Annotated in this window: 13 protein-coding genes and 1 pseudogene; 11 read left to right on the plus strand and 3 right to left on the minus strand. The window is 38.8% G+C overall.

Annotated features, from left to right (window positions below):
* Position 1: 1 nt before the first annotated feature.
* Complete coding sequence (locus E4N78_RS01325) at positions 2-901, minus strand: adenosine deaminase (RefSeq protein ID WP_255811309.1); 900 nt, start codon at positions 899-901, stop codon at positions 2-4.
* Between the two features lie 108 nt (positions 902-1,009).
* The gene (locus E4N78_RS01330; protein WP_255811310.1) at positions 1,010-1,777 is read right to left on the minus strand and encodes an alpha/beta hydrolase; all 768 of its coding nucleotides are present in this window, start codon (positions 1,775-1,777) and stop codon (positions 1,010-1,012) included.
* A gap of 197 nt (positions 1,778-1,974) precedes the next feature.
* Between E4N78_RS01330 and E4N78_RS01335 the strand changes: the two genes are divergently transcribed.
* The 10 genes and pseudogenes from E4N78_RS01335 (at position 1,975) to pcp (ending at position 14,431) form a co-directional block, all read left to right on the plus strand.
* Positions 1,975-3,300: a hypothetical protein gene (locus tag E4N78_RS01335; protein ID WP_255811311.1), complete on the plus strand. Its 1,326-nt coding sequence runs from the start codon at positions 1,975-1,977 to the stop codon at positions 3,298-3,300.
* Positions 3,301-3,466: 166 nt separating this feature from the next.
* Positions 3,467-5,275, plus strand: coding sequence for an ABC transporter permease (locus E4N78_RS01340; RefSeq protein WP_370644991.1), 1,809 nt, complete (start codon positions 3,467-3,469; stop codon positions 5,273-5,275).
* Positions 5,275-6,933, plus strand: a complete 1,659-nt coding sequence (locus tag E4N78_RS01345) for an ATP-binding cassette domain-containing protein (RefSeq protein WP_255811313.1) — start codon at positions 5,275-5,277, stop codon at positions 6,931-6,933. Before E4N78_RS01340 ends, E4N78_RS01345 begins: the two co-directional genes overlap by 1 nt.
* A 361-nt stretch (positions 6,934-7,294) precedes the next feature.
* Entirely contained in the window at positions 7,295-7,876 is a 582-nt protein-coding gene (locus E4N78_RS01350; RefSeq protein WP_255811314.1) for an IS110 family transposase, read from the plus strand.
* Positions 7,877-7,896: 20 nt separating this feature from the next.
* Complete coding sequence (locus tag E4N78_RS01355) at positions 7,897-8,382, plus strand: transposase (RefSeq protein WP_255811315.1); 486 nt, start codon at positions 7,897-7,899, stop codon at positions 8,380-8,382.
* Between the two features lie 79 nt (positions 8,383-8,461).
* Positions 8,462-9,700: pseudogene (locus E4N78_RS01360) on the plus strand (methyl-accepting chemotaxis protein); the annotation flags it as partial.
* A 230-nt stretch (positions 9,701-9,930) separates the two neighbouring features.
* Positions 9,931-12,021, plus strand: coding sequence for a methyl-accepting chemotaxis protein (locus E4N78_RS01365; protein ID WP_255811316.1), 2,091 nt, complete (start codon positions 9,931-9,933; stop codon positions 12,019-12,021).
* Between the two features lie 73 nt (positions 12,022-12,094).
* Complete coding sequence (locus E4N78_RS01370) at positions 12,095-12,769, plus strand: DUF969 domain-containing protein (RefSeq protein WP_255811317.1); 675 nt, start codon at positions 12,095-12,097, stop codon at positions 12,767-12,769.
* The gene (locus E4N78_RS01375) at positions 12,762-13,760 is read left to right on the plus strand and encodes a DUF979 domain-containing protein (RefSeq protein WP_253696717.1); all 999 of its coding nucleotides are present in this window, start codon (positions 12,762-12,764) and stop codon (positions 13,758-13,760) included. Before E4N78_RS01370 ends, E4N78_RS01375 begins: the two co-directional genes overlap by 8 nt.
* 17 nt (positions 13,761-13,777) lie before the next feature.
* On the plus strand, positions 13,778-14,431 hold the full coding sequence (gene pcp / locus E4N78_RS01380) for a pyroglutamyl-peptidase I (RefSeq protein ID WP_255811318.1): 654 nt from the start codon (positions 13,778-13,780) through the stop codon (positions 14,429-14,431).
* Positions 14,432-14,618: 187 nt separating this feature from the next.
* On the opposite strand, the gene E4N78_RS01385 is transcribed toward pcp, so the two are convergent.
* Positions 14,619-16,697 carry an MBL fold metallo-hydrolase gene (locus E4N78_RS01385; protein WP_255811319.1) on the minus strand — a complete coding sequence of 693 codons (2,079 nt, stop codon included), beginning with the start codon at positions 16,695-16,697 and terminating at the stop codon, positions 14,619-14,621.
* 263 nt (positions 16,698-16,960) lie between these two features.
* On the opposite strand from E4N78_RS01385, the gene E4N78_RS01390 reads away from it, so the two are divergent.
* Positions 16,961-19,636 (plus strand): heavy metal translocating P-type ATPase, encoded by a 2,676-nt coding sequence (locus E4N78_RS01390; RefSeq protein ID WP_255811320.1) that lies wholly within the window; start codon positions 16,961-16,963, stop codon positions 19,634-19,636.
* Position 19,637: the final 1 nt, after the last annotated feature.

Raw genomic sequence — 19,637 nt, forward strand, 5'->3', positions numbered from 1 at the left:
ATTATCTAATTGCCATCAGCTTATCGGCTTCTTTTTCGGTTATTATGTTTTCCTTTACAAGGTCATAAAACTGCTCGCTGTTTGTCTTTCCAAAAAAGAGAATATCGTCGGTTCCTATGCTTATAAGAACTCCTGCATCCATCATTTTACGTAACGGATGGGATTTTAGGTCTTTGGCTGCCCCCAGCATGATATTGCTTTGCGGACAAACATTGCATCGTATCTTTCTATCGGCTAAAAATTGCAGCACCTTATCGTTTTGAGCCGCCCCTATGCCGTGCTGAACTTCGTCTAAATCAAACATTTCAACAAAATACTTGACTGAAGCCGCATCCGAGAATTCGCCGACATGAGCTTTTTTCTTTAAGCCGTATTTTTCGGCTAATTTAAAGATATATACGCACTGTTCAATACCCTCGGAAACTTCAGGCCCGTAAAGGTCTATATTTTTAAAAATTTTTGATGATATCATGGGTTCTACCCATTGTTTTAAAAAACTTTGATCTATAGTCTTTGATATTCCTAATTCAGGTATTATTTTGATTTTATTTTTATATTTTTTTACAATATTTTCTACGGCTGACAAAAAAGCCTCTAGGTCTTCATTAAATTGCTTGATGAAGCCTATATCTACAGAGCCTTCAATGTATACAATATTATCTTCAATTGCAGTTTTTATGGACATCTCGATTAGGTCTATAACATCCTGTGCTGTGGTACATGCAGGACGAGTATATTGTCCGATTATTTCATGCATCTCATCAAGACCGTTCATCTTGCGGGGAAAATTGGGAATTTCAAAACCTGCCCATTTTTTATAATCGGAATAATTCATACTTAAATTCAGATGATTATGAGTATCAGATTTGGGTTGTTTCTTATAGTAATCAAAGTCTCTCATTAATACTTCCTTGTAACCATATAGTATAAGTATATCACTCTTTTTTAAAAAAGTCATATCAAATATACAATAATCCTGAAATATTATCGGTAATTTATGTTAAAAAGTTTAATCCTTTAAGAATTCTATAACTTTTTTTGCTACAAGTTCTTTTTCAACATCATTTGTAACTATATGGCTGCTTTTTTCGAGTATTAGATATTCATTTTGAGTTCTTAGATTCTTGTCTATGAGGTTTTTTACTCTAAACGGCACTAAATTGTCTGCTTTTGATAAAATTGTAAGAGTTTGGGACTTAATAAAAATCATATTTTTTACTGCTAATTTTTGAAGCTTATACAGATCCGCAGATTTTTCTAAATACTCTATACCGTTATAGTCTGCCATCGCCCTTCCATATTCAGGGTCATTTTCATAAGTTTTTTTGACGGTCGCGACTTTTTTGACAAAAAACTTTAAAAAGGGAGTGAGTTTTATCCGGCTATCTGTTGCTATAAAAGCCGGAGCGCATAAAAATATTTTTTCAGGGTTAAAACGGGCTGCAATCAGAGATGTTAGCACCCCTCCCATTGAAAGGCCGCCGACAAACACTCTTTCATACATTGCACAAAGATCTATATATTCATCGCATACTTTTCTAAGCCAATCCTTCCAGCCCGAGCTTAAAAAATCGTTTTTATTTGTACCGTGTCCCGGAAGCCGAGGTATGTAGACATTGTAGCCGGCTTCATTTAGCTGACGCCCCAGCCAAATCATCTCACGCGGAGAGCCTGTATAGCCGTGAATAAGTAAAATAGCCGGAGCTGTTTTTAATCCCTTTAAAAAAAACGGCTTTGTTGTATCTGAAAGTTTTATAGGGTAATTGTCAAAAAACACGCAAAATCTCCTTTATTTAAGAATATTTTAATATTATATATCTTTTTTTATAAATAAACTAGGTATTACATAGTAATTTTTTTATGCATCCGGATATATTTATAAAAAGTATTAACACACTATTAGCATGGCTATTGTGCATTTAAAGAATATGTAATATATTCTATGGAAAGATACACACCATAGGGAGATTTTAAATGAAAAAAATCATTTCAGTATTATCAATTGCCGTATTATTGATTGCAATATCAAGCTGCGGCGGCAAATCGGAAAAGAACAATGCTGTTCTTAAAGTAATAAAGGAAGCCGAAGGTATGACCCTTGATCAGCTTTTCGAAAAGGCTTATCAAGAATCAAACGGAAAGGTTCTAAAAGGTTTGGGTAACTCAAGCCGAGGTAAGACTGCGGGAGAGACCTTTGTTGAGGCAATGAAGGCAAAATATCCCGACTATACCGGAAAAATAGATTGGTCTCAGCCTAAAAACAATACTATTTTTGACCAGCTTACAAACGATAATAAGAACGTTAATCCCGAATTTTCTATGACTCTTATTCAGGATGGAGCTCAGATTAAGGCTAAGATGATTGATACAGGCATTTTACATAATTTTGTTCCTAAAGAGTGGAAAGAATCTGCGGGTGCCGACATGAAAGAAAACGGAAATCCATTGGCCTTGCAGACTTTGAGCAAAGTTTTTATGTACAATAATGTTGAAGCTTCAAACAAGTTTTTAAATGTCTGGGATTTTGTAAAAGAAGGTCAAAGTCCCCTGTTTATGGGTTTGGAATCCGAACCTATCGGAAAAAACCTTTTGCTCATGCTTACTCATGAAAAGTATTCGAAGGTTGTAAAAGCCGCTTATGATGCTTTGCCTGAAGCCGATAAAGCTTATTTTAAGCCCATAGTTGACGGTTTGGAAAAAACGGCTAAAGAACTCGGCTTAAACGAAAACGGAAAATATTCCCTTGCATGGATCAAACTATTTGTTTCTCAGTTTAACATGAAAACCGATGACGGCCCCATCAGCGTAGACTTAGTAAAAAAATCTTCTAAAGATCAAACGGGTTTATTGGTTTACTCCAAATTGCGCTCAATTAAAGAAACAGACGAATCTTCTGTAAACAATATTACCGTTGCGGCTTATCAGGACGGATATAAGGGCTTCGGAGGCTATGCATATAAGCACTATTTGCAGGTGCTAAACAATGCTCCTCTTCCTTGGACAGCATGTGCCTTTATTGCTTACATGGTAACCACAAAGGAAGGTTTCCATCCTTGGGGAAAGGACATGGGCGGATACAGCTCCAACCCTGCTATAAATCAAGATCACAGCATGGACGGCTATGTTGATGAAGAAGTAAACGGCGAAACCAAAAAAATAAATAAATTCCCCGCTAAAAACGATAGAGGCTATGACTGGTGGACAGGTGAAGGAAAAGGCGGCTTAATTGTCGAAGAGCCCGTATACTGTGCAAGTGTAACCTTTACCGTAGGCGAGTGGATCAGCTCCTTAAGAAACTAAAAGATTATTAAAAAATTAATCTGAATTTATTAAGCCTCTAAAAACTATATCAGGTGTTTAGAGGCTTTATTATTAAATGTATGCGTCCTCCTGTCTGCGGTAAAGCAGTAAAGAATAATATTGCATAAATGCTCGAGTTATAGTATAATCGTAAGGAAGTTAATTTATGGAGGAGACTTTGACTAAGACAATTCCGGTTTTTTTAAATCAAAGTAAGGATTTTTTTAGAAAACCTCAAAACCTGATATTGCTTATATTCGGTGTTGTGCTCTCTGTTACGACTATAGCTCCGATAGTAACTATTCTTTTGGATACAATTACGGTTCATCCCGGTACCATAGATGCTATGCATGGGCCTGACGGTTTTACCGTTTTTAACTGGAAAGATATTTTTACCGGCTCTCTTTCGTCAAGAAATTTTTGGAGCCCGCTTACAAACACTCTGTTGCTTGCGATATTCAGCTGTATAGGGGCTATCTTAATAGGCGGAATTTTTGCATATTTGATTACACGCACAAATATAAAATGCAAAAAATATCTGAATGTTGTTTTTATTTTTCCGTACATAATGCCTCAGTGGACATTGGCTCTTACTTGGATGAACTTATTTAAGAGTACTGCCGTTACGGGAGGCTCTAACGGAATACTTGCCGGGCTTTTTGGAATTACAATGCCGGCGTGGTGGGCTGAGGGTCTATTCCCTTCAATTGTTGTACTGTCCCTGCACTATGCAGCCTTTGCCTATATCTTAATAGGTGGCATATTTAAAAATATGGATTCCAATTTGGAAGAAGCCGCCTTGATTTTAAATACCTCAAAATCAAAGATTTTCCGTAAAGTAACCCTTCCCTTATTAAGACCTGCTATCCTATCGACCATCTTGCTCGTTTTCGGTAGTGCTATGGGAAGCTATCCTGTTCCGCACTATTTAAAACTGACAACCCTTTCCACCAAATACATAGACTTAAAGGTTGTAAGAACGGGGCAGGCAAGTATTATCGGAGTAGTGATGATGCTCTTCGGAATTTTAATACTGATTACAAACAGGCTCAGTATGAAATCCCGAAAAAATTATACGACAATTACGGGAAAGAGCGGACAGGTCAGCAAGGTAAATGTGGGAAAAATCGGGCAATATTTAATTCCTGCAATTTTAATTATCTTTACCTTATTTACCGGAATATATCCCGTTATTTCCTTTGCCTTTGAAACATTTTTGCCCAACCCGGGAGACTACAGTTTTTTTAGGACGGGTAATTTTGCAAACCTAACCTTAAAATGGTGGACGCATCACTCGGCAGAAGATGTCGGTATGTACGGACAATTCGGTATTTTATATAACCGTGCCTTTTGGATGAGTTTTAAAGGAACAATGATTGTTGCCTTTTTCTGCGCCTTTCTTGCAGGAACGATAGGGCTTTTGATAGGCTATTCGGTAAGCAAGCATAGAAGAAACAAGTTTGCAAATTATGTAAATGACATAGCTTTTTTGCCCTACCTTTTGCCTTCACTTGCAGTTGGTATAGCCTTCTTTATCTTCGGGTCTATGCTGGGAATCTATGATACATTTTTACTTTTAATAATAGTCGGAACAATTAAGTATATTCCTTTTTCGTCAAGGAGCTCTCTTAACTCGATGCTTCAAATCAGCAATGAAATAGAAGAATCGGCTTTGATACAGGATACGCCCTGGCATAAGCGTATGACAAGGATTATAATTCCCATTCAAAAGACGGCAATTTTAAGCGGCTATCTTTTGCCCTTTATAACCTGCGTTCGGGAATTAACCTTATTTATGCTTTTGTGCAGTCAGTCCAAGATAAGCACAACCATGCTTGACTATTATGATGAGATGGGCTTATACGCCTTTTCAAGCGCAATCAACTTAATTTTAATTATATTTATTTTGGCCGTAAATTTCGGATTAAACAAGCTTACAAAGGCCGGAATCGATACGGGTGTAGGAGGTCAATAATGCCTGAGATAATTTTACAAAACCTTACCAAAAGATGGGGAAAATTTTACGGAACGGATAATTTAAATTTAACTATAGAAAATAATTCGTTTATTACCCTGCTGGGGCCTTCAGGCTGCGGCAAAACGACAACGCTTAGAATGATTGCCGGTCTTGAAACTCCGACAAGCGGAAAGATAGTCATCGACGGGGAAACGTTTTTTGACAGCGAGAAAGGTATAAACATTCCTGCAAATAAAAGAAAGGTCGGCTTTTTGTTTCAAAACTATGCCCTTTGGCCGAATATGACCGTTTATGAAAACATAAGTTTCGGCTTAAAAAACATTAAAGAGCTCATGCCTCTCTGCGATTTTGAAATTAAAAGAATAGATGACTTAAAAAAGATTTTAAATGAATGTGAAAAAGCTGTAGAAATTATTATCGACTCGCAGACTAAAGACAAGAAAAAAGGTAATAAACTTGATGAAAAAACAGCCTTGATAAAGTTAATAGACAACTTTATTATTTCGGAATATACGGCAAAAACGATTTTGTCTTACGGGCTTGAAAAAGCTGAAAATCGTGAAGAAAAAGTAAGGTCAATAATTTCCGTTTTGGATGAAAAGAGGGCATCTCTTTTAGAGAAGCACAAGAAAAACGGGTTTTCGGTAAATGGCAACTACGAACTTGTAGATGAAAAAGGCGAAGTTATAAAAAAAATACGCAAGCTCGAAAACGAAGAAATAGACCTAATAGTCCGCCGTGTTTCCCGCATCGTAAAAATCGGAATGTTTATGGATCGGTATCCCAATGAACTTTCAGGCGGACAGCAGCAAAGGGTTGCCATTGCCCGAACCTTAGCCCCCGGGCCCAAGGTGCTTTTTATGGATGAGCCCCTTTCAAACCTTGATGCAAAGCTCCGGCTGGAAATGCGGAGCGAATTGCAGCGCCTTCATTTGGATACAAAATCGACCTTTATCTATGTTACCCATGATCAGCTGGAGGCTATGACTCTGGCTACAAAGATATGCTTGATGGATAACGGTCTTTTGCAGCAATATGATGCTCCCTTGGATATCTATGAAAAACCGGTAAACTTATTTACTGCAGACTTTATAGGAAATCCTTCGATAAACTTTATAGAAGCTGCGGGCGAAACTTCTGCAGACGGAGATTTTAATTTAAACTGTTTAGAAGGCTTGCAATTTAAGTTTAAACCCGCTCAAAAAATAGATTATAAAGAATGGCTTTTGCAAACGGAGGCTGAAATTAAAAAACAAAGAGAAGAAGAAGCCGAACGCACAAAAAATGCAGAAAAGGAAAATAAGATTTTGCCTTTTAAGTATCACATTGCAAAGGCCGATGAAGCAGAGTTTGATTTAAATTCTCCGGCACCTACTGAAAAAGATTTTATCATCGGAGTCCGCCCCGAGTTTATTAAAATACACGAAAACGGAAAACTGACAGGTTCTATATACAGCTCGATGCCCACAGGTATGGAAACTACTGTCAAAATTAAAGTGGGGAACTTCCTTTTAACGGGTGTCGTGTTTTTAAATATAACCTACAAAATAGGCGAAAAAATAAAATTCGATATTGAAGGCGATAGGATTATGCTCTTTTCAAGCCTTAATCAAAGATTGATTTCTTTGGGGTACTTGGAAAAAGAGGATGCATAATTAAATATCCGCGGCCGATAATCCTGAGTGCCGAATGAGTAAGGAGATATGATAAACAGTTCGGCAGAAATTCAGCCTCGCTGTTTATCTGCCGAGTTTTGTACCAAAAGTACAAAACTTCGTATTATGGGAGGTATGATAAAATAGTAAACAAACAAACGGTAATGTGATAAACTGAACTAAAAAGAAGTTCAGTGGAAACCAGGCAATAGTTCGTCATGTTTAGTGGAGGCAATGACCTCCGAATGGGAGAATGAAGAGCTTTTGCCGCATCATACAGTAGTCGTTAAAGACTGAATGGGAGATTGGAATATATTACCGAAAAGACTTTCCGCTGAAACACAAAGGGAGGGAGGTCGAAATGACATTTTTTATTGGTGTGGATTTGCACAAAACACAGTTTACAGTTCATGTAAGAACGGAAGAAAGGTCTGAAACCCTAAATCAGATAAGACAATATAAAACTGATGACAAAGGTTATGCCGACTTTATGACAAGAATAAAAGCTTACAAAGAAATCGGAGCTGTTGTAAAAATTGGAGTTGAATCAACAGGGAACACCCGTTTTTTCAAACACGAGGTAGAAAAGGCAGGAGCAGAAGTTACAGTCATAAATACTTTGAAGTTCAAGGTTATAACCGAATCTGCTAAAAAAACGGATAAGCATGATGCTTGTACAATTTCAGAGTTTCTATCAAAAGACATGCTGCCTGAAAGCTATCTTTGCAGTAAAGAGACTGAAAATATGAGGCGGCTTTTAAAGTCGAGGGAAAGGCTGGTTCGCTCGATAGTGGGACAAAAGAATGAAGTGCATGCTCTTTTGGTAAGCATGGGGCTAAAGATGAAAGCCGGAGCCTGCAAAGTAAAAAAGGACGCCAGAGAGTTCTGGACGTCCTTGAGTCGAATAACGACAACGTGCTCGAGGCACAATCAGTACAACTGATGTTTGAAATTATAAGGCAAATGGAAGAAAGTGTCAAGATAATAGAAAAACAACTTACAGAATTGACAAAGGATGATCAAATGGTAAATCGTCTTTTGAGTATACGAGGTTGTGGAAAGATAACGGCATGGACCATAAGAGCCTATACTGAGGATATGGGAAGGTTTGCAAGTGCAAAAAAATATGCAGCCTTTTGCGGACTTGTTCCATGGGTGTCTGATTCTAATGAAAGTATTAGGCATGGAAAAATTACGAAGCGAGGCCCGCAGGAATTAAGAGTGAGCTTTGTACAATTGGTAATGGGTATAAGACGTTGCAAAGATACTGCCTGTTGGCGTTTAATGCAGCGTTATGAATATATGAAAACACATAAGGGCAGCGGAAAGTCAATCATAGCCGCTGCGAGGAAGTTGGCAGAGATTGTATGGGCAATGCTCAGCAATAAAGAAGATTTTGACTGTGAAAAGATGAAAGGAACATACAACCGTATGAATCTTGCAGTTTAATTTTTATCTGCCATCTATTTTAATTTTTTTTAAGAAAGTCGATTTTGTTTGTTGACTTTTTATGGGAGAGATCGATGCTTTGCGTATTTCAGTACTCGGTATCGAAATAGTGGTTATATCTACTGCGCTGGTCATAGTCTTCTTTGTAGCCCTTGCGTTGATTAAACCTATAAGAGCTATCGTTAGCGTACTTAAAGACATCGCAGAGGGCGAAGGAGATTTAACTGTGCGTCTTCCCGTACACGGAAATGACGAGATAACCGACCTCTCCGAATATTTTAATCAAACTATTTCAAAGATAGGATCATCTATTAATCAAATAGGTCTTAACAGCAGCGATATGGAAAACATAGGGAATGAGCTTGCGTCGAATATGACCGAAACAGCCAGTGCCGTACACGAGATAAGTGCCAACATCAACGGGGTAAAACAGCAAGCTCTTACCCAAGCTGCAAGTGTTACAGAAACGGCTGCAACCATTGAAGAAATTGTCCGTACAATTAAACAATTAAACGGAAGTATCGAAAATCAGGCTGCCAGCGTCGCCGAATCTTCCGCTTCAATCGAGCAAATGGTTGCGAATATTGCATCCATCACACAAACACTAGGTAAAACCGATGATGTTATAAAAACACTCGCCTCCGCTACCGCCGACGGCAAAGAGACGATTTCAGGAGCGAACAACATTACTAAGAAAATAGCTGAAGAATCTGGAGGTCTATTGGAAGCCTCAAGTGTTATTCAGCACATAGCCTCGCAGACTAACCTTTTGGCGATGAATGCAGCCATCGAAGCAGCTCATGCAGGGGAAGCAGGTAAAGGCTTTGCTGTTGTAGCCGACGAAATCCGTAAGCTCGCAGAAGAGTCTTCCGCACAGGGTAAAACAATAACCGCAACTCTTAAAACTCTGTCAGGCGAAATAGAAGCTCTTTCCGATTCTTCAAAAACGGTAGAGGAAAAATTTAACGCTATTTTCAATTTGGCCGAGCAAGTTAAATCTATGAGTGACAGTCTTACCGAAGCTATGCATGAGCAAGAAAACGGAAGTAAGGAAGTGCTGTCTGTGATTAAGGGCATCAACACTGTAACGGTAGAAGTTCAGGCCGGCTCTGAAGAAATGCTGAGAGGAGGGGAGAGTGTCGCAGAGGAGATGAAAAAACTGGACGGTCTGACCCGCGTTATAACCGACAGCATGAATGAGATGGCCTCGGGTGCTGTGCAGATCAGCAATGCCGTGCAGGAAGTAAATGAGATAAGCCAAAAGAATAAGGCCAATATTCAAAAACTTACGGAGGAAGTTGGAAAATTTAAAGTTTAAAAAATTCCTTTTAAAGCTTGCAGTATACGGTAAGACATGATATACTTTATAGCGATGATAGAGAAGCACTTCAATAGCAGTTACAAACCTTCTCATAAAAAAAGTGCAAAAAGTTTTTAAAAAGTACGTGGTATGAAACGTGCGTGCCTAACAAAACTCATGACTCTTTAACAAAATATACATCATGTCTTGGATTGAGACCTGTCAATCTAAAAAAAGGAGTAATATAAATGAAAAAACGTTTTTCGATCCGCTACAAGCTGATCATAGTCTTCGGATTATTGATAGTCATCGCTTCTTCGACGGAAGGTTTTCTTGCAACCCGTATTGCTCGTAAGGCCGTTGCCGAAAAGGTCGAAACACACTTAATCGACAAGGCGACTGATGTCGCCGAAATTATTGACGGGCGCATTACCGCAGTTCAGCAATTCCTTGAAGGTATAGCGCGTATGCCTATGTTCAGCAATCCTTCCGTTTCAGATGAGGAAAAACTTGCTCTGCTTAAGGATCAGGTTGCATTTAATACGGCTATTCATGAGTTGGATTTCAGCGAGCTTGACGGCACGCTCCACAGCATCAACGGGAAGGCTCAAGTTGCCGATAGGGATTGGTTCAAGGCAGCACGAAGCGGAAAAGCATTTCTTTCCGAACCGCTTTTTTCACGAACGACACAAAGGCTAATCCAAGTTATTGCTGTTCCGATTTATGATGCTAATCGTCAAGTTATTGGAGTTCTAAGTGCAGATTTTGACGGGGCATGGCTTTCCGAACAGATTAAAGATATAGTTGTCGGTAAAACAGGTAATTGCTATATAATGGGAGACACCAGCAACATTGTTGCAGATAAAGATATCGAGCTCGTTAGAAATCAAGTGAGCATTATTGAGAAGGCAAAAACGGACAAAGAACTTGCCTCATGCGCCGATTTTTTGGAGTACGTTTGGGATACCGACGAAAGCGAGGTCGGTTACTACACATACCAAGGAGTATCTTATATAGCCTCTTTTGCCACCATGAAAACTACAGCTTGGTCTGTTATTATCCGCGCACCGGTAAATGAGTTTATGGGGGAGATTAATGCTTTGCGTATTTCCGTACTCGGAATCGGAGCGGTTGTTATATCCAGTGCACTGGTCATTGTTTTCTTTTTAGCCCTTGCATTGATTAAACCTATAACGGCTATTGTTAGTGCACTCAAAGACATAGCACAGGGTGAAGGAGATTTAACTGTGCGTCTTCCCGTACACGGTAACGATGAAATTACTGATTTATCGGAATACTTTAATCAAACTATTGAGAAGATAGGCACATCGATTAAACAGGTAAGCCTTAATAGCTCCGATATGGAAAATATCGGCAACGAACTTGCCTCGAATATGACCGAAACTGCCAGTGCCGTGCACGAGATAAGTGCCAATATCGACGGGGTAAAGCAGCAGGCTCTTACCCAAGCCGCAAGCGTTAGCGAAACGGCGGCGACAATCGAAGAGATTATCCGTACTATTAAGCAGCTGAACAGCAGTATAGAAAATCAGGCTGCAAGCGTCGCAGAATCTTCTTCGGCTATCGAGCAGATGGTAGGAAACATAGCATCCATCACACAGACTCTCGGTAAAACCGATGATGTTATAAAAACACTCGCCTCCGCTACCGCCGACGGTAAAGAGACAATTTCGGGAGCAAACAGCGTTACGCAGAAGATAACGGAAGAGTCTGGCAGTCTATTGGAAGCTTCAAGTGTTATTCAGCACATTGCAAGCCAAACTAACCTTTTGGCGATGAACGCTGCAATCGAAGCCGCCCATGCAGGAGAAGCAGGCAAAGGCTTTGCCGTCGTAGCCGACGAAATCCGTAAACTCGCAGAAGAGTCTTCTGCACAGGGCAAAACAATAACCGCAACTCTTAAAACGCTGTCAGGCGAAATAGAAGCTCTTTCAGATTCTTCAAAAACCGTAGAGGAAAAATTTAATGCTATTTTCAATTTGGCGGATCAAGTTAAATCGATGAGTGACCATCTTACCGAAGCTATGCATGAGCAAGAAAACGGAAGTAAGGAAGTTCTGTCTGCGATTAAGGGCATCAACACTGTAACGGTAGAAGTTCAGGCAGGTTCTGAAGAGATGCTGAAAGGAGGGGAAAGCGTTGCAGAGGAAATGCAAAAACTTGACGGTCTGACCCGTGTTATAACCGGCAGCATGAATGAGATGGCTTCCGGCGCTGTGCAGATCAGCAATGCCATACAGGAAGTAAATGAGATAAGCCAAAAGAATAAGGCCAGCATTCAAAAACTTGCAGGAGAAGTTTCTAAATTCAAGGTGTAATTATTTTATAATAGACAAACCCTTATTTTTTTGTTAGAATACGCCGGATATAAACCAATAAAAGGAGAATTGTATGAACTATTTGGTTTTAATAGGCGTTGCAATTATTATTGCCGGTTTTATTTTAAAACTCGATGTAGTTGCAGTTGTTTTGATTTCAGGCCTTGTAACAGGCTTGATTGCAAAGATGGGATTTGTTGAAGTCCTTAATGCAATAGGCACAGGTTTTGTCAACAACCGTTACATGAGCTTGTTTTTTATTTCTTTTCCTGTAATCGCTATTATGGAGCGTTACGGTTTAAAAGAGCGTGCTGCAGACTTTATTAAAAAGATTAAGGGAGCAAGTGCCGGTATGGTTATTTGGCTCTACATTCTTATACGAACAATTGCTTCGGCATTTTCGATCAGATTGGGCGGTCATGTTCAGTTTATCAGACCATTAATCCTCCCTATGGCTGAAGGAGCTGCTCAAAAACATGTAAAGCTTACCGAAGACGACATCGAAAAAATTAAGGGTCTCGCAGGAGCTTCCGAAAACTACGGAAACTTTTTCGGTCAAAATATTTTTCCCGTTGCATCAGGAGTTCTTTTAATTACAGGAACTTTAAAAGAACAGGGCTTGGATATAAGCAATATCGATGTTGCTAAATATTCAATCTTGGCAGGTGTTGCAATGGTTCTTATAGCCTTACTACAGTGCTGGCTCTTTGAAAAATCACTTAGAAAAGGAGAAAAGGCAGATGTTTAGTTTTATTCAAAATAATACAATGGTTATAGATGAAATCGTTTACGGCCTTTGCGGTCTTGTTTCAATTATCACAGCCGTAATCTCCTTAAAAGATAAAAAGAACCCTATCGGAACATTCTTGTTTTGGGGAATCTTAGGTCTTTTGTTTATGTTCGGTAAAGTTATCGTTCTTAATGTACCTTACGGAGGAGCCATTATCGGAGGCTTACTCTTTGTTTTGGGCGGTTTTACTCTTACAAAACAAGTAAAAGTTGCGGATATTAAGTCGGCAACAAAAGAAGAGATTACCGAAAATTCAAAAAAGGTCGGCAACAAGATTTTTATTCCTGCCGTTTTGATAGGTGTTGTTGCGATGTTATTGGCTCAAATGAAGAGCTTTAAAATTTCACTTGGAACAAATGCTGCCGGAAAAGAAATAATCTTCGGCTTTTCTACTGCACAAGTTGTAGGCCTTGCTTCGATAGTTGCCCTTATTTTTGCAATAATTTTAACTAAGCCGAAAATGAAAGATACAATCAACGATACTTCAAAGATGCTGATGCAGGTAGGCTCTTCAAGTTTACTTCCTCAGCTCCTCGGTGTTTTGGGTGCAATCTTTGCAACAGCCGGAATAGGTAAGATAATTGGCCATTTTGCAAGCGGTATTGTTCCTCAGGGTGTTCCCGTACTGGGTGTTATCGCTTATTGTCTTGGAATGGTAATCTTTACGATGATTATGGGAAATGCTTTTGCTGCCTTTACCGTTATCACAATCGGTGTAGGTGTTCCCTTTGTAATTGCACAAGGCGGAAATCCTGCTGTTGTAGGAGCCTTAGGTATGACTTGCGGATACTGCGGTACGCTTTTAACACCTATGGCTGCAAACTTTAACATTGTTCCTGCCGCAATTTTGGAAACTAAAAATAAATATACATTGATTAAGGCTCAAGCCCTTATGTCCTTTGCTTTGATTATTGTTCATATTATTTTGATGTTGATATTTGCTTTTTAAAATTAGTGAGGAGATAAATGAAAATTTTAGTTACCGGTTTTGATCCTTTCGGCGGTGAAAAGATTAATCCGGCCCTTGAAACAATTAAACTTCTTCCCAATGAAATTTTGGGAGCAAAAATTATAAAGCTGGAAATTCCGACGGTTATCGGAAAATCCGTAGCGAAGATAAAAGAAATGATCGAAAAAGAAAACCCTGATGTGGTTTTAAGTATCGGTCAAGCCGGAAACAGGGCGGATATTTCGGTTGAAAGAATCGGTATAAATATTGATGACTGCCGAATTCCCGATAACGAGGGTAATCAGCCCATTGATGAACCCGTTGTAAAAGACGGGCCTGCCGCCTATTTTGTTACTCTGCCCATCAAGGCCATTGTCGAAAAGATAAAAGCCGGTAAAATACCTGCTTCAATATCGAATACGGCAGGAACTTTTATTTGCAATCATGTCTGTTACGGCGTAGCTCATATTGCTGCGGAAAGAACGGCTCAGGGCAAACCGATGAAAAGCGGTTTTATTCATATTCCGTTTTTGCCCGAACAGGTTATCGGAAAGCCCGCCTTAACGCCTTCAATGAGTTTGGAGATGATTGTAAAAGGAATTGAGCTTGCAATCGAAGCTATTGTCGAAAATAATTCCGACATAAAAGTTTCGGGCGGTAAAATTTGCTAAATTTTTAAAAGGATTTCTTTACATTATTTAATTGTAGAGATGTATAAAATTTAAAACCGCCGGGCGAGAAGATTATGAGACCGGCGGTTTTAAGGGGCGGAGTGAATTTTGATATTTCATGTTAAAGATGGCCTATCTGACAATCAGAGGCGCATGACTGCCTTAATATTCAAATACTTAGAGTCTTTTAATCTAATATAGTGTTAACGGCATTTATAATTTTTGCTAAAAGCCTCGGATCAAGCGTTTCAGGATAAAAAATGTCTATGGTGTCTTTAACCGTTATTTTAGTTTTATAAGAAGTTCCCGAATGTTTATTCTCAATTTCAATATCGGCAAATTCTTCAGATCCGCCGGTATTTAAGTTAATCCATTTAAAAGATTCGGGTAGTACGGCCTTAATTTTATGAGAACCATTATTTTTTTCTTCGATAGCTTTTTTTAATGCTTCTCTCTGTGTTTGTGTTCCGTGATTTAAAAATACTGTTGCGGGAAAGATATTTTGTGTTCCACGTGTATTATTGAACCCGTGAACGTATTCAACGAGCTGTTCTTGGTCTGCATGCCCCGAATAGAATGCCGACATGTCTTCTATTTTACACTTTACTTCATACAAACGCATCTCAGTATTGTTTAATTTTATGTTAAATAAATCCTGCTCGTTATATACTCCTTGTCCTAATTTTTTAAGCAAAGCCCCATTTGTTCCTTCACCTTGATAACCGGTTAAAACAAGCGTGTTTTTCTCATCTTTTAGAAATTCAACTAATTTATTTATATTTTCGCTATTTAAAAAATTATTTGAAAATAAACAGACATCATTACGATAAAAGAATGTATCAAGTTTTTCATCCGGCCCTATTGGGGATAATCGTGAGTGTGAATAATCATTAGATAAAATATCATTAATGAGTTTTTTGCCTTCCTCTAATTTTTTTTCCGTTTCTGTAATTTGAGGTAAAAAAGTTTTAAAAAATTGAGGTGAGATATAGTTATATTTTATCTCTTTGTTTTTATTCATAGCACAGTCAAAGAGATTTTTTTGATAAATCTGATTTACTTCATCGGTTAAGGACGAATAATAGCCGTAATTGATATACATGCCGCTATAAAATCTTTTATACAGGGCATTTAATATATTAATTATTCCGATTTGAGCATGCTCAGGTATGCTGTTAAAAGGTGCGCCGTCAGTATATGTGATATAGTTTTTTATCCTATCAGGCTGTGGAAATTCTTTTAAATATAATGCATCCTGAAATTCCTGATTTTGTTCAGAAAAAGTAATATTTTGTTCAACTAAATCAAAATAGCTCAGCCATTCTTCTTCTGTTAGGTTTTCTTCGATAAAACTCTCTCGTGTAAACTGCATCGGCTTATTTTTGATGTAATATAAATCCGTTAAAATTTCTTGCATTCTGTTTAAAACAAATGCAGGAATTAAAACTTTCCCGCCCTCTTTTTTTGTTTTATTTATGATGCTCCAAAGCTTATAAATCTTTTTAAGAAAAAGATTTTTTTTATTGCGGACCCTGTCTCCGTATGTTGATTCTAAAACAATATAGCGGTTTGATTCACTGTAATAAGGTGTTGCAAAATCTTTTAGCAATATACTTTGAGCATCTCCGTTTTTTACTGAAAGCTCATCGCATGGACTGACATCACCCGAAAAACAAATTGCTTCCCAATGTTCATACTTATTGTTTTCGGGATGCTTAGAATTTTCTTTAATCCATGTAAACGTAAATGAGCAAGAGCCGAGTATATGTCCTGTTCTGAGCGGATACATACATAAACCATCATCAATGGATATAGGATTTTTTGCATTACCGAACAAAAATCCGGGCCTTTCATCTATCGGATCAAAATTCATTTGGTTTATGAATTGTTTTATGTTGCTATTTTCTTGTTCTTTTATATGTAGAGCATCTTCAAGCATAATCTTAGTCAGATCCATTGTTGCTTTAGTACAGTAAATCTTTCCTTTAAATCCGTTTTCAATTAGATCGGGTAAGAGCCCTATATGATCGGCATGAGCATGAGTTAAAAAGACTGCTTTAACCTTTTTTGCTAAGGAAAGGACTCTTTTTTTGTTACAGGTATAATTTTGATTTGTTTCTTGGTATTCTCCGCAATCTACCAGATAATAATTGCAAATGCCTTTTTCTGAATTACTATATTCCAGCAAGGTGCAGGAGCCTGATACGCAGTTGATTGCTCCCATAAATGCAATTCTCAGTTTGTTTTCTTTTTTTGTGTTATTCATATGATTCTCCTTATAATGCAGTGTTAGAACTGCATAATGCTATTGATTTATAAATTAAGATCTAAAATAAATAGATAGGACCTAATATGGTAAGTCAGGCATACTTGCAAGATTATTACAAGGAGATGCAAAATAACAAGAACTCTTATTATTCGCCTTTATACTACTTTATTTACCGGATATTGTCAAGTATTATCTTTTAAAAAAATCATTTAACTGCATATTTCCTAGACCTTTCCGTTTAAAAGTTGTATATTAGTAACATGAGTAAAAAAATAAAGTTCAATATTACGGGAATGACTTGCTCGGCTTGTTCTTCCCATGTTCAAAGGGCTGTCGAAAAACTTGAAGGAGCTGCCGAGGTACAGGTAAATCTTTTAACCAACAGCATGAGCGTCAATTACGATGAGACTTTCCTTAGTACGGATAAGATTATAGAGGCGGTTGAAAAAGCCGGATACGGAGCCTCGCTTGCCGATAGTTTAAAAAACTCTTCTTCAAATAAAAACTCGGCTGACGACAAGACTTCCGGTCCTCGCTCATTTCAAAACGATGCCGCCAAACTTGAAAGAGATAAGATAAAAAAAAGGCTGCTCTTATCTTTAGTCTTTATGATTCCTCTTTTTTATGTATCGATGGGGCACATGGCCTCTCTTCCGATTCCTCATTTTTTGCACGGAATAGAAAATGCTCTTATTTTTAGTTTTACTCAATTTCTGCTTGCTCTTCCCGTGCTGATTATAAATAAAAAATTCTTTACAGGGGGCTTTAAGGCTTTTTTAAACAAGGCACCCAATATGGACTCCCTCGTTGCGGTCGGTTCCGGTGCAGCCCTTATTTACGGCATCTTTGCTATTTATAAGATGGCCTACGGAATGGGGCACGGAGATATGGAAACGGTAAGGCTTTTTGCCGGAGACCTTTACTTTGAATCCGCTGCGATGATTTTAACCCTCGTAACCTTGGGGAAATTCCTTGAAGCCAATGCAAAGGGAAAAACTTCTCAAGCAATTACAAAGCTGATGAATCTTAAACCTAAAACCGCCCTTGTTATAAGGAACGGTAATGAAGATGAAATTCCGGTTGAAGAAATTGTAAAGGGAGATTTGATTTTAATCAAGCCCGGTTTTTCCATTCCAGTTGACGGTATTATAGTGAAAGGAAATTCTTCGGTAGATGAGGCGGCAATTACGGGCGAGAGCCTCCCTGTCGAAAAAACCGCAGGAGACAAGGTAGTAAGCGCCTCCATAAACTTATCGGGAACCTTTACCTTTAAGGCTGAAAGAGTAGGCGATGATACAACCCTTTCCCAGATAATTGCTCTTGTAGAAGAAGCCTCGGCCTCGAAGGCTCCCGTTTCTAAACTCGCAGATAAGATAAGCAACTACTTTGTGCCTGCGGTCATAGCTATTGCGGTGATTACGCTTTTTATCTGGCTGATTGCAGGCGAAGGCTTTGAATTCGCTCTTTCCAGAGCGATTTCGGTACTTGTAATTTCCTGCCCCTGTGCCCTAGGCCTTGCAACGCCTACAGCCATTATGGCCGGAACAGGCAAGGGTGCTCGGCTGGGTATCTTAATCCGCTCTGCAGAAGCTCTTGAAACGGCTCATAAAACAAGCACCGTAGTCTTGGATAAGACCGGTACAATAACCCAGGGCCGCCCCGATGTAATCGCAATTAAAAAAACCGAAACCTTTAGCGAGGACGAAGTCTTAAGCTTTGCCTATAGTCTTGAAGTGCTTTCCGAGCACCCCCTTGCAAATGCCGTTATAAAACGGGCAAAGGAAAAAAACTTAGAAGCTTTAAAAATTAAAGACTTTAGGGCTGAACACGGTTTCGGGATTTCGGGTATTGAAGAAGCTTCGGGTCTAAAAATCTTTGCAGGAAATGAAAAGCTCTTCCAAAAAAACAATATCGAAATTTCTCATGCCAGGGCCGAAATTGATGCCCTTGCGGAAAAGGGAGCGACACCTCTTTTGATTGGCGTAAGCGGCGGTACAGGCGGAAGCTCTTCGGAAACCGATACGGGTGCAAAGCTCATAGGAATTATAGCTGTTGCCGACAAAATTAAGGAAGGCAGCATTGAGTCAATAGCCGAATTTAAGGCTATGGGCATAAAGACCATAATGCTTACGGGCGACAACAAAAAAACTGCAAATGCCATAAAGGCTCAGACGGGAGTAGATGATTTTGCGGCCGAGCTCTTGCCTCAAAACAAAAAGAACGAAATCGAAAAATTGCACCAAGCCGGTCTTAAAACGGCTATGATAGGCGACGGCATAAACGATGCCCCAGCCCTTATGACTGCCGATGTGGGCATAGCCATAGGAAACGGAACCGATATAGCTATTGAAAGTGCCGATATTATTTTGATGAACGATAATTTACAAACGGCTGTAGATTCTATTCAGTTAAGCCGTGCCGTTATGCGGAATATAAAAGAAAATCTTTTTTGGGCTCTCTTTTATAATTCTCTTTGTATACCCTTGGCGGCAGGAGCTTTTTACCCTCTTTTCGGAATTGTTTTAAGCCCGATGATTGCCGCAGCTGCCATGAGTTTAAGCTCGGTATCTGTTGTAAGCAATGCCTTGCGCTTAAATTATTTTAAGCCCAAAAGAAAATATAAAATAAGCCGTGATGCAGGTTCCGTATCAAGCAGCTCAGCTGAATCTGAGTCAAGCTGTACTGTAAACACAGAATTTTGCGCAGCGGATAAAAATAAAATTAAGGAGAAAGAACTTATGAATACGGTATTAAAGGTAAACGGCATGCAGTGCCAACATTGTGTTTCCCATGTTAAGGAAGCTTTGACAAAGATTTCGGGTGTTTCAGCCGAAATAGACCTAGGTGCAAAAACCGCAACTATCACTCATCCCGAAACTGTTTCAGTGTCAGATCTAAAAAAAGCTATTGAAGATGCGGGTTATACGGTAGAATAGC

The organism is Treponema denticola (assembly GCF_024400535.1).
Lineage (GTDB): Bacteria > Spirochaetota > Spirochaetia > Treponematales > Treponemataceae > Treponema_B > Treponema_B denticola_C.

Bases quoted from the DNA above. Each gene is read 5' to 3' on its own strand.
- E4N78_RS01325 (WP_255811309.1), bottom strand. From the start codon at position 901: ATGAGAGACTTTGATTACTATAAGAAACAACCCAAATCTGATACTCAT.
- E4N78_RS01335 (WP_255811311.1), top strand. From the start codon at position 1,975: ATGAAAAAAATCATTTCAGTATTATCAATTGCCGTATTATTGATTGCA.
- E4N78_RS01340 (WP_370644991.1), top strand. From the start codon at position 3,467: ATGGAGGAGACTTTGACTAAGACAATTCCGGTTTTTTTAAATCAAAGT.
- E4N78_RS01345 (WP_255811313.1), top strand. From the start codon at position 5,275: ATGCCTGAGATAATTTTACAAAACCTTACCAAAAGATGGGGAAAATTT.
- E4N78_RS01350 (WP_255811314.1), top strand. From the start codon at position 7,295: ATGACATTTTTTATTGGTGTGGATTTGCACAAAACACAGTTTACAGTT.
- E4N78_RS01355 (WP_255811315.1), top strand. From the start codon at position 7,897: ATGGAAGAAAGTGTCAAGATAATAGAAAAACAACTTACAGAATTGACA.
- E4N78_RS01365 (WP_255811316.1), top strand. From the start codon at position 9,931: ATGAAAAAACGTTTTTCGATCCGCTACAAGCTGATCATAGTCTTCGGA.
- E4N78_RS01370 (WP_255811317.1), top strand. From the start codon at position 12,095: ATGAACTATTTGGTTTTAATAGGCGTTGCAATTATTATTGCCGGTTTT.
- E4N78_RS01375 (WP_253696717.1), top strand. From the start codon at position 12,762: ATGTTTAGTTTTATTCAAAATAATACAATGGTTATAGATGAAATCGTT.
- pcp (WP_255811318.1), top strand. From the start codon at position 13,778: ATGAAAATTTTAGTTACCGGTTTTGATCCTTTCGGCGGTGAAAAGATT.
- E4N78_RS01385 (WP_255811319.1), bottom strand. From the start codon at position 16,697: ATGAATAACACAAAAAAAGAAAACAAACTGAGAATTGCATTTATGGGA.
- E4N78_RS01390 (WP_255811320.1), top strand. From the start codon at position 16,961: ATGAGTAAAAAAATAAAGTTCAATATTACGGGAATGACTTGCTCGGCT.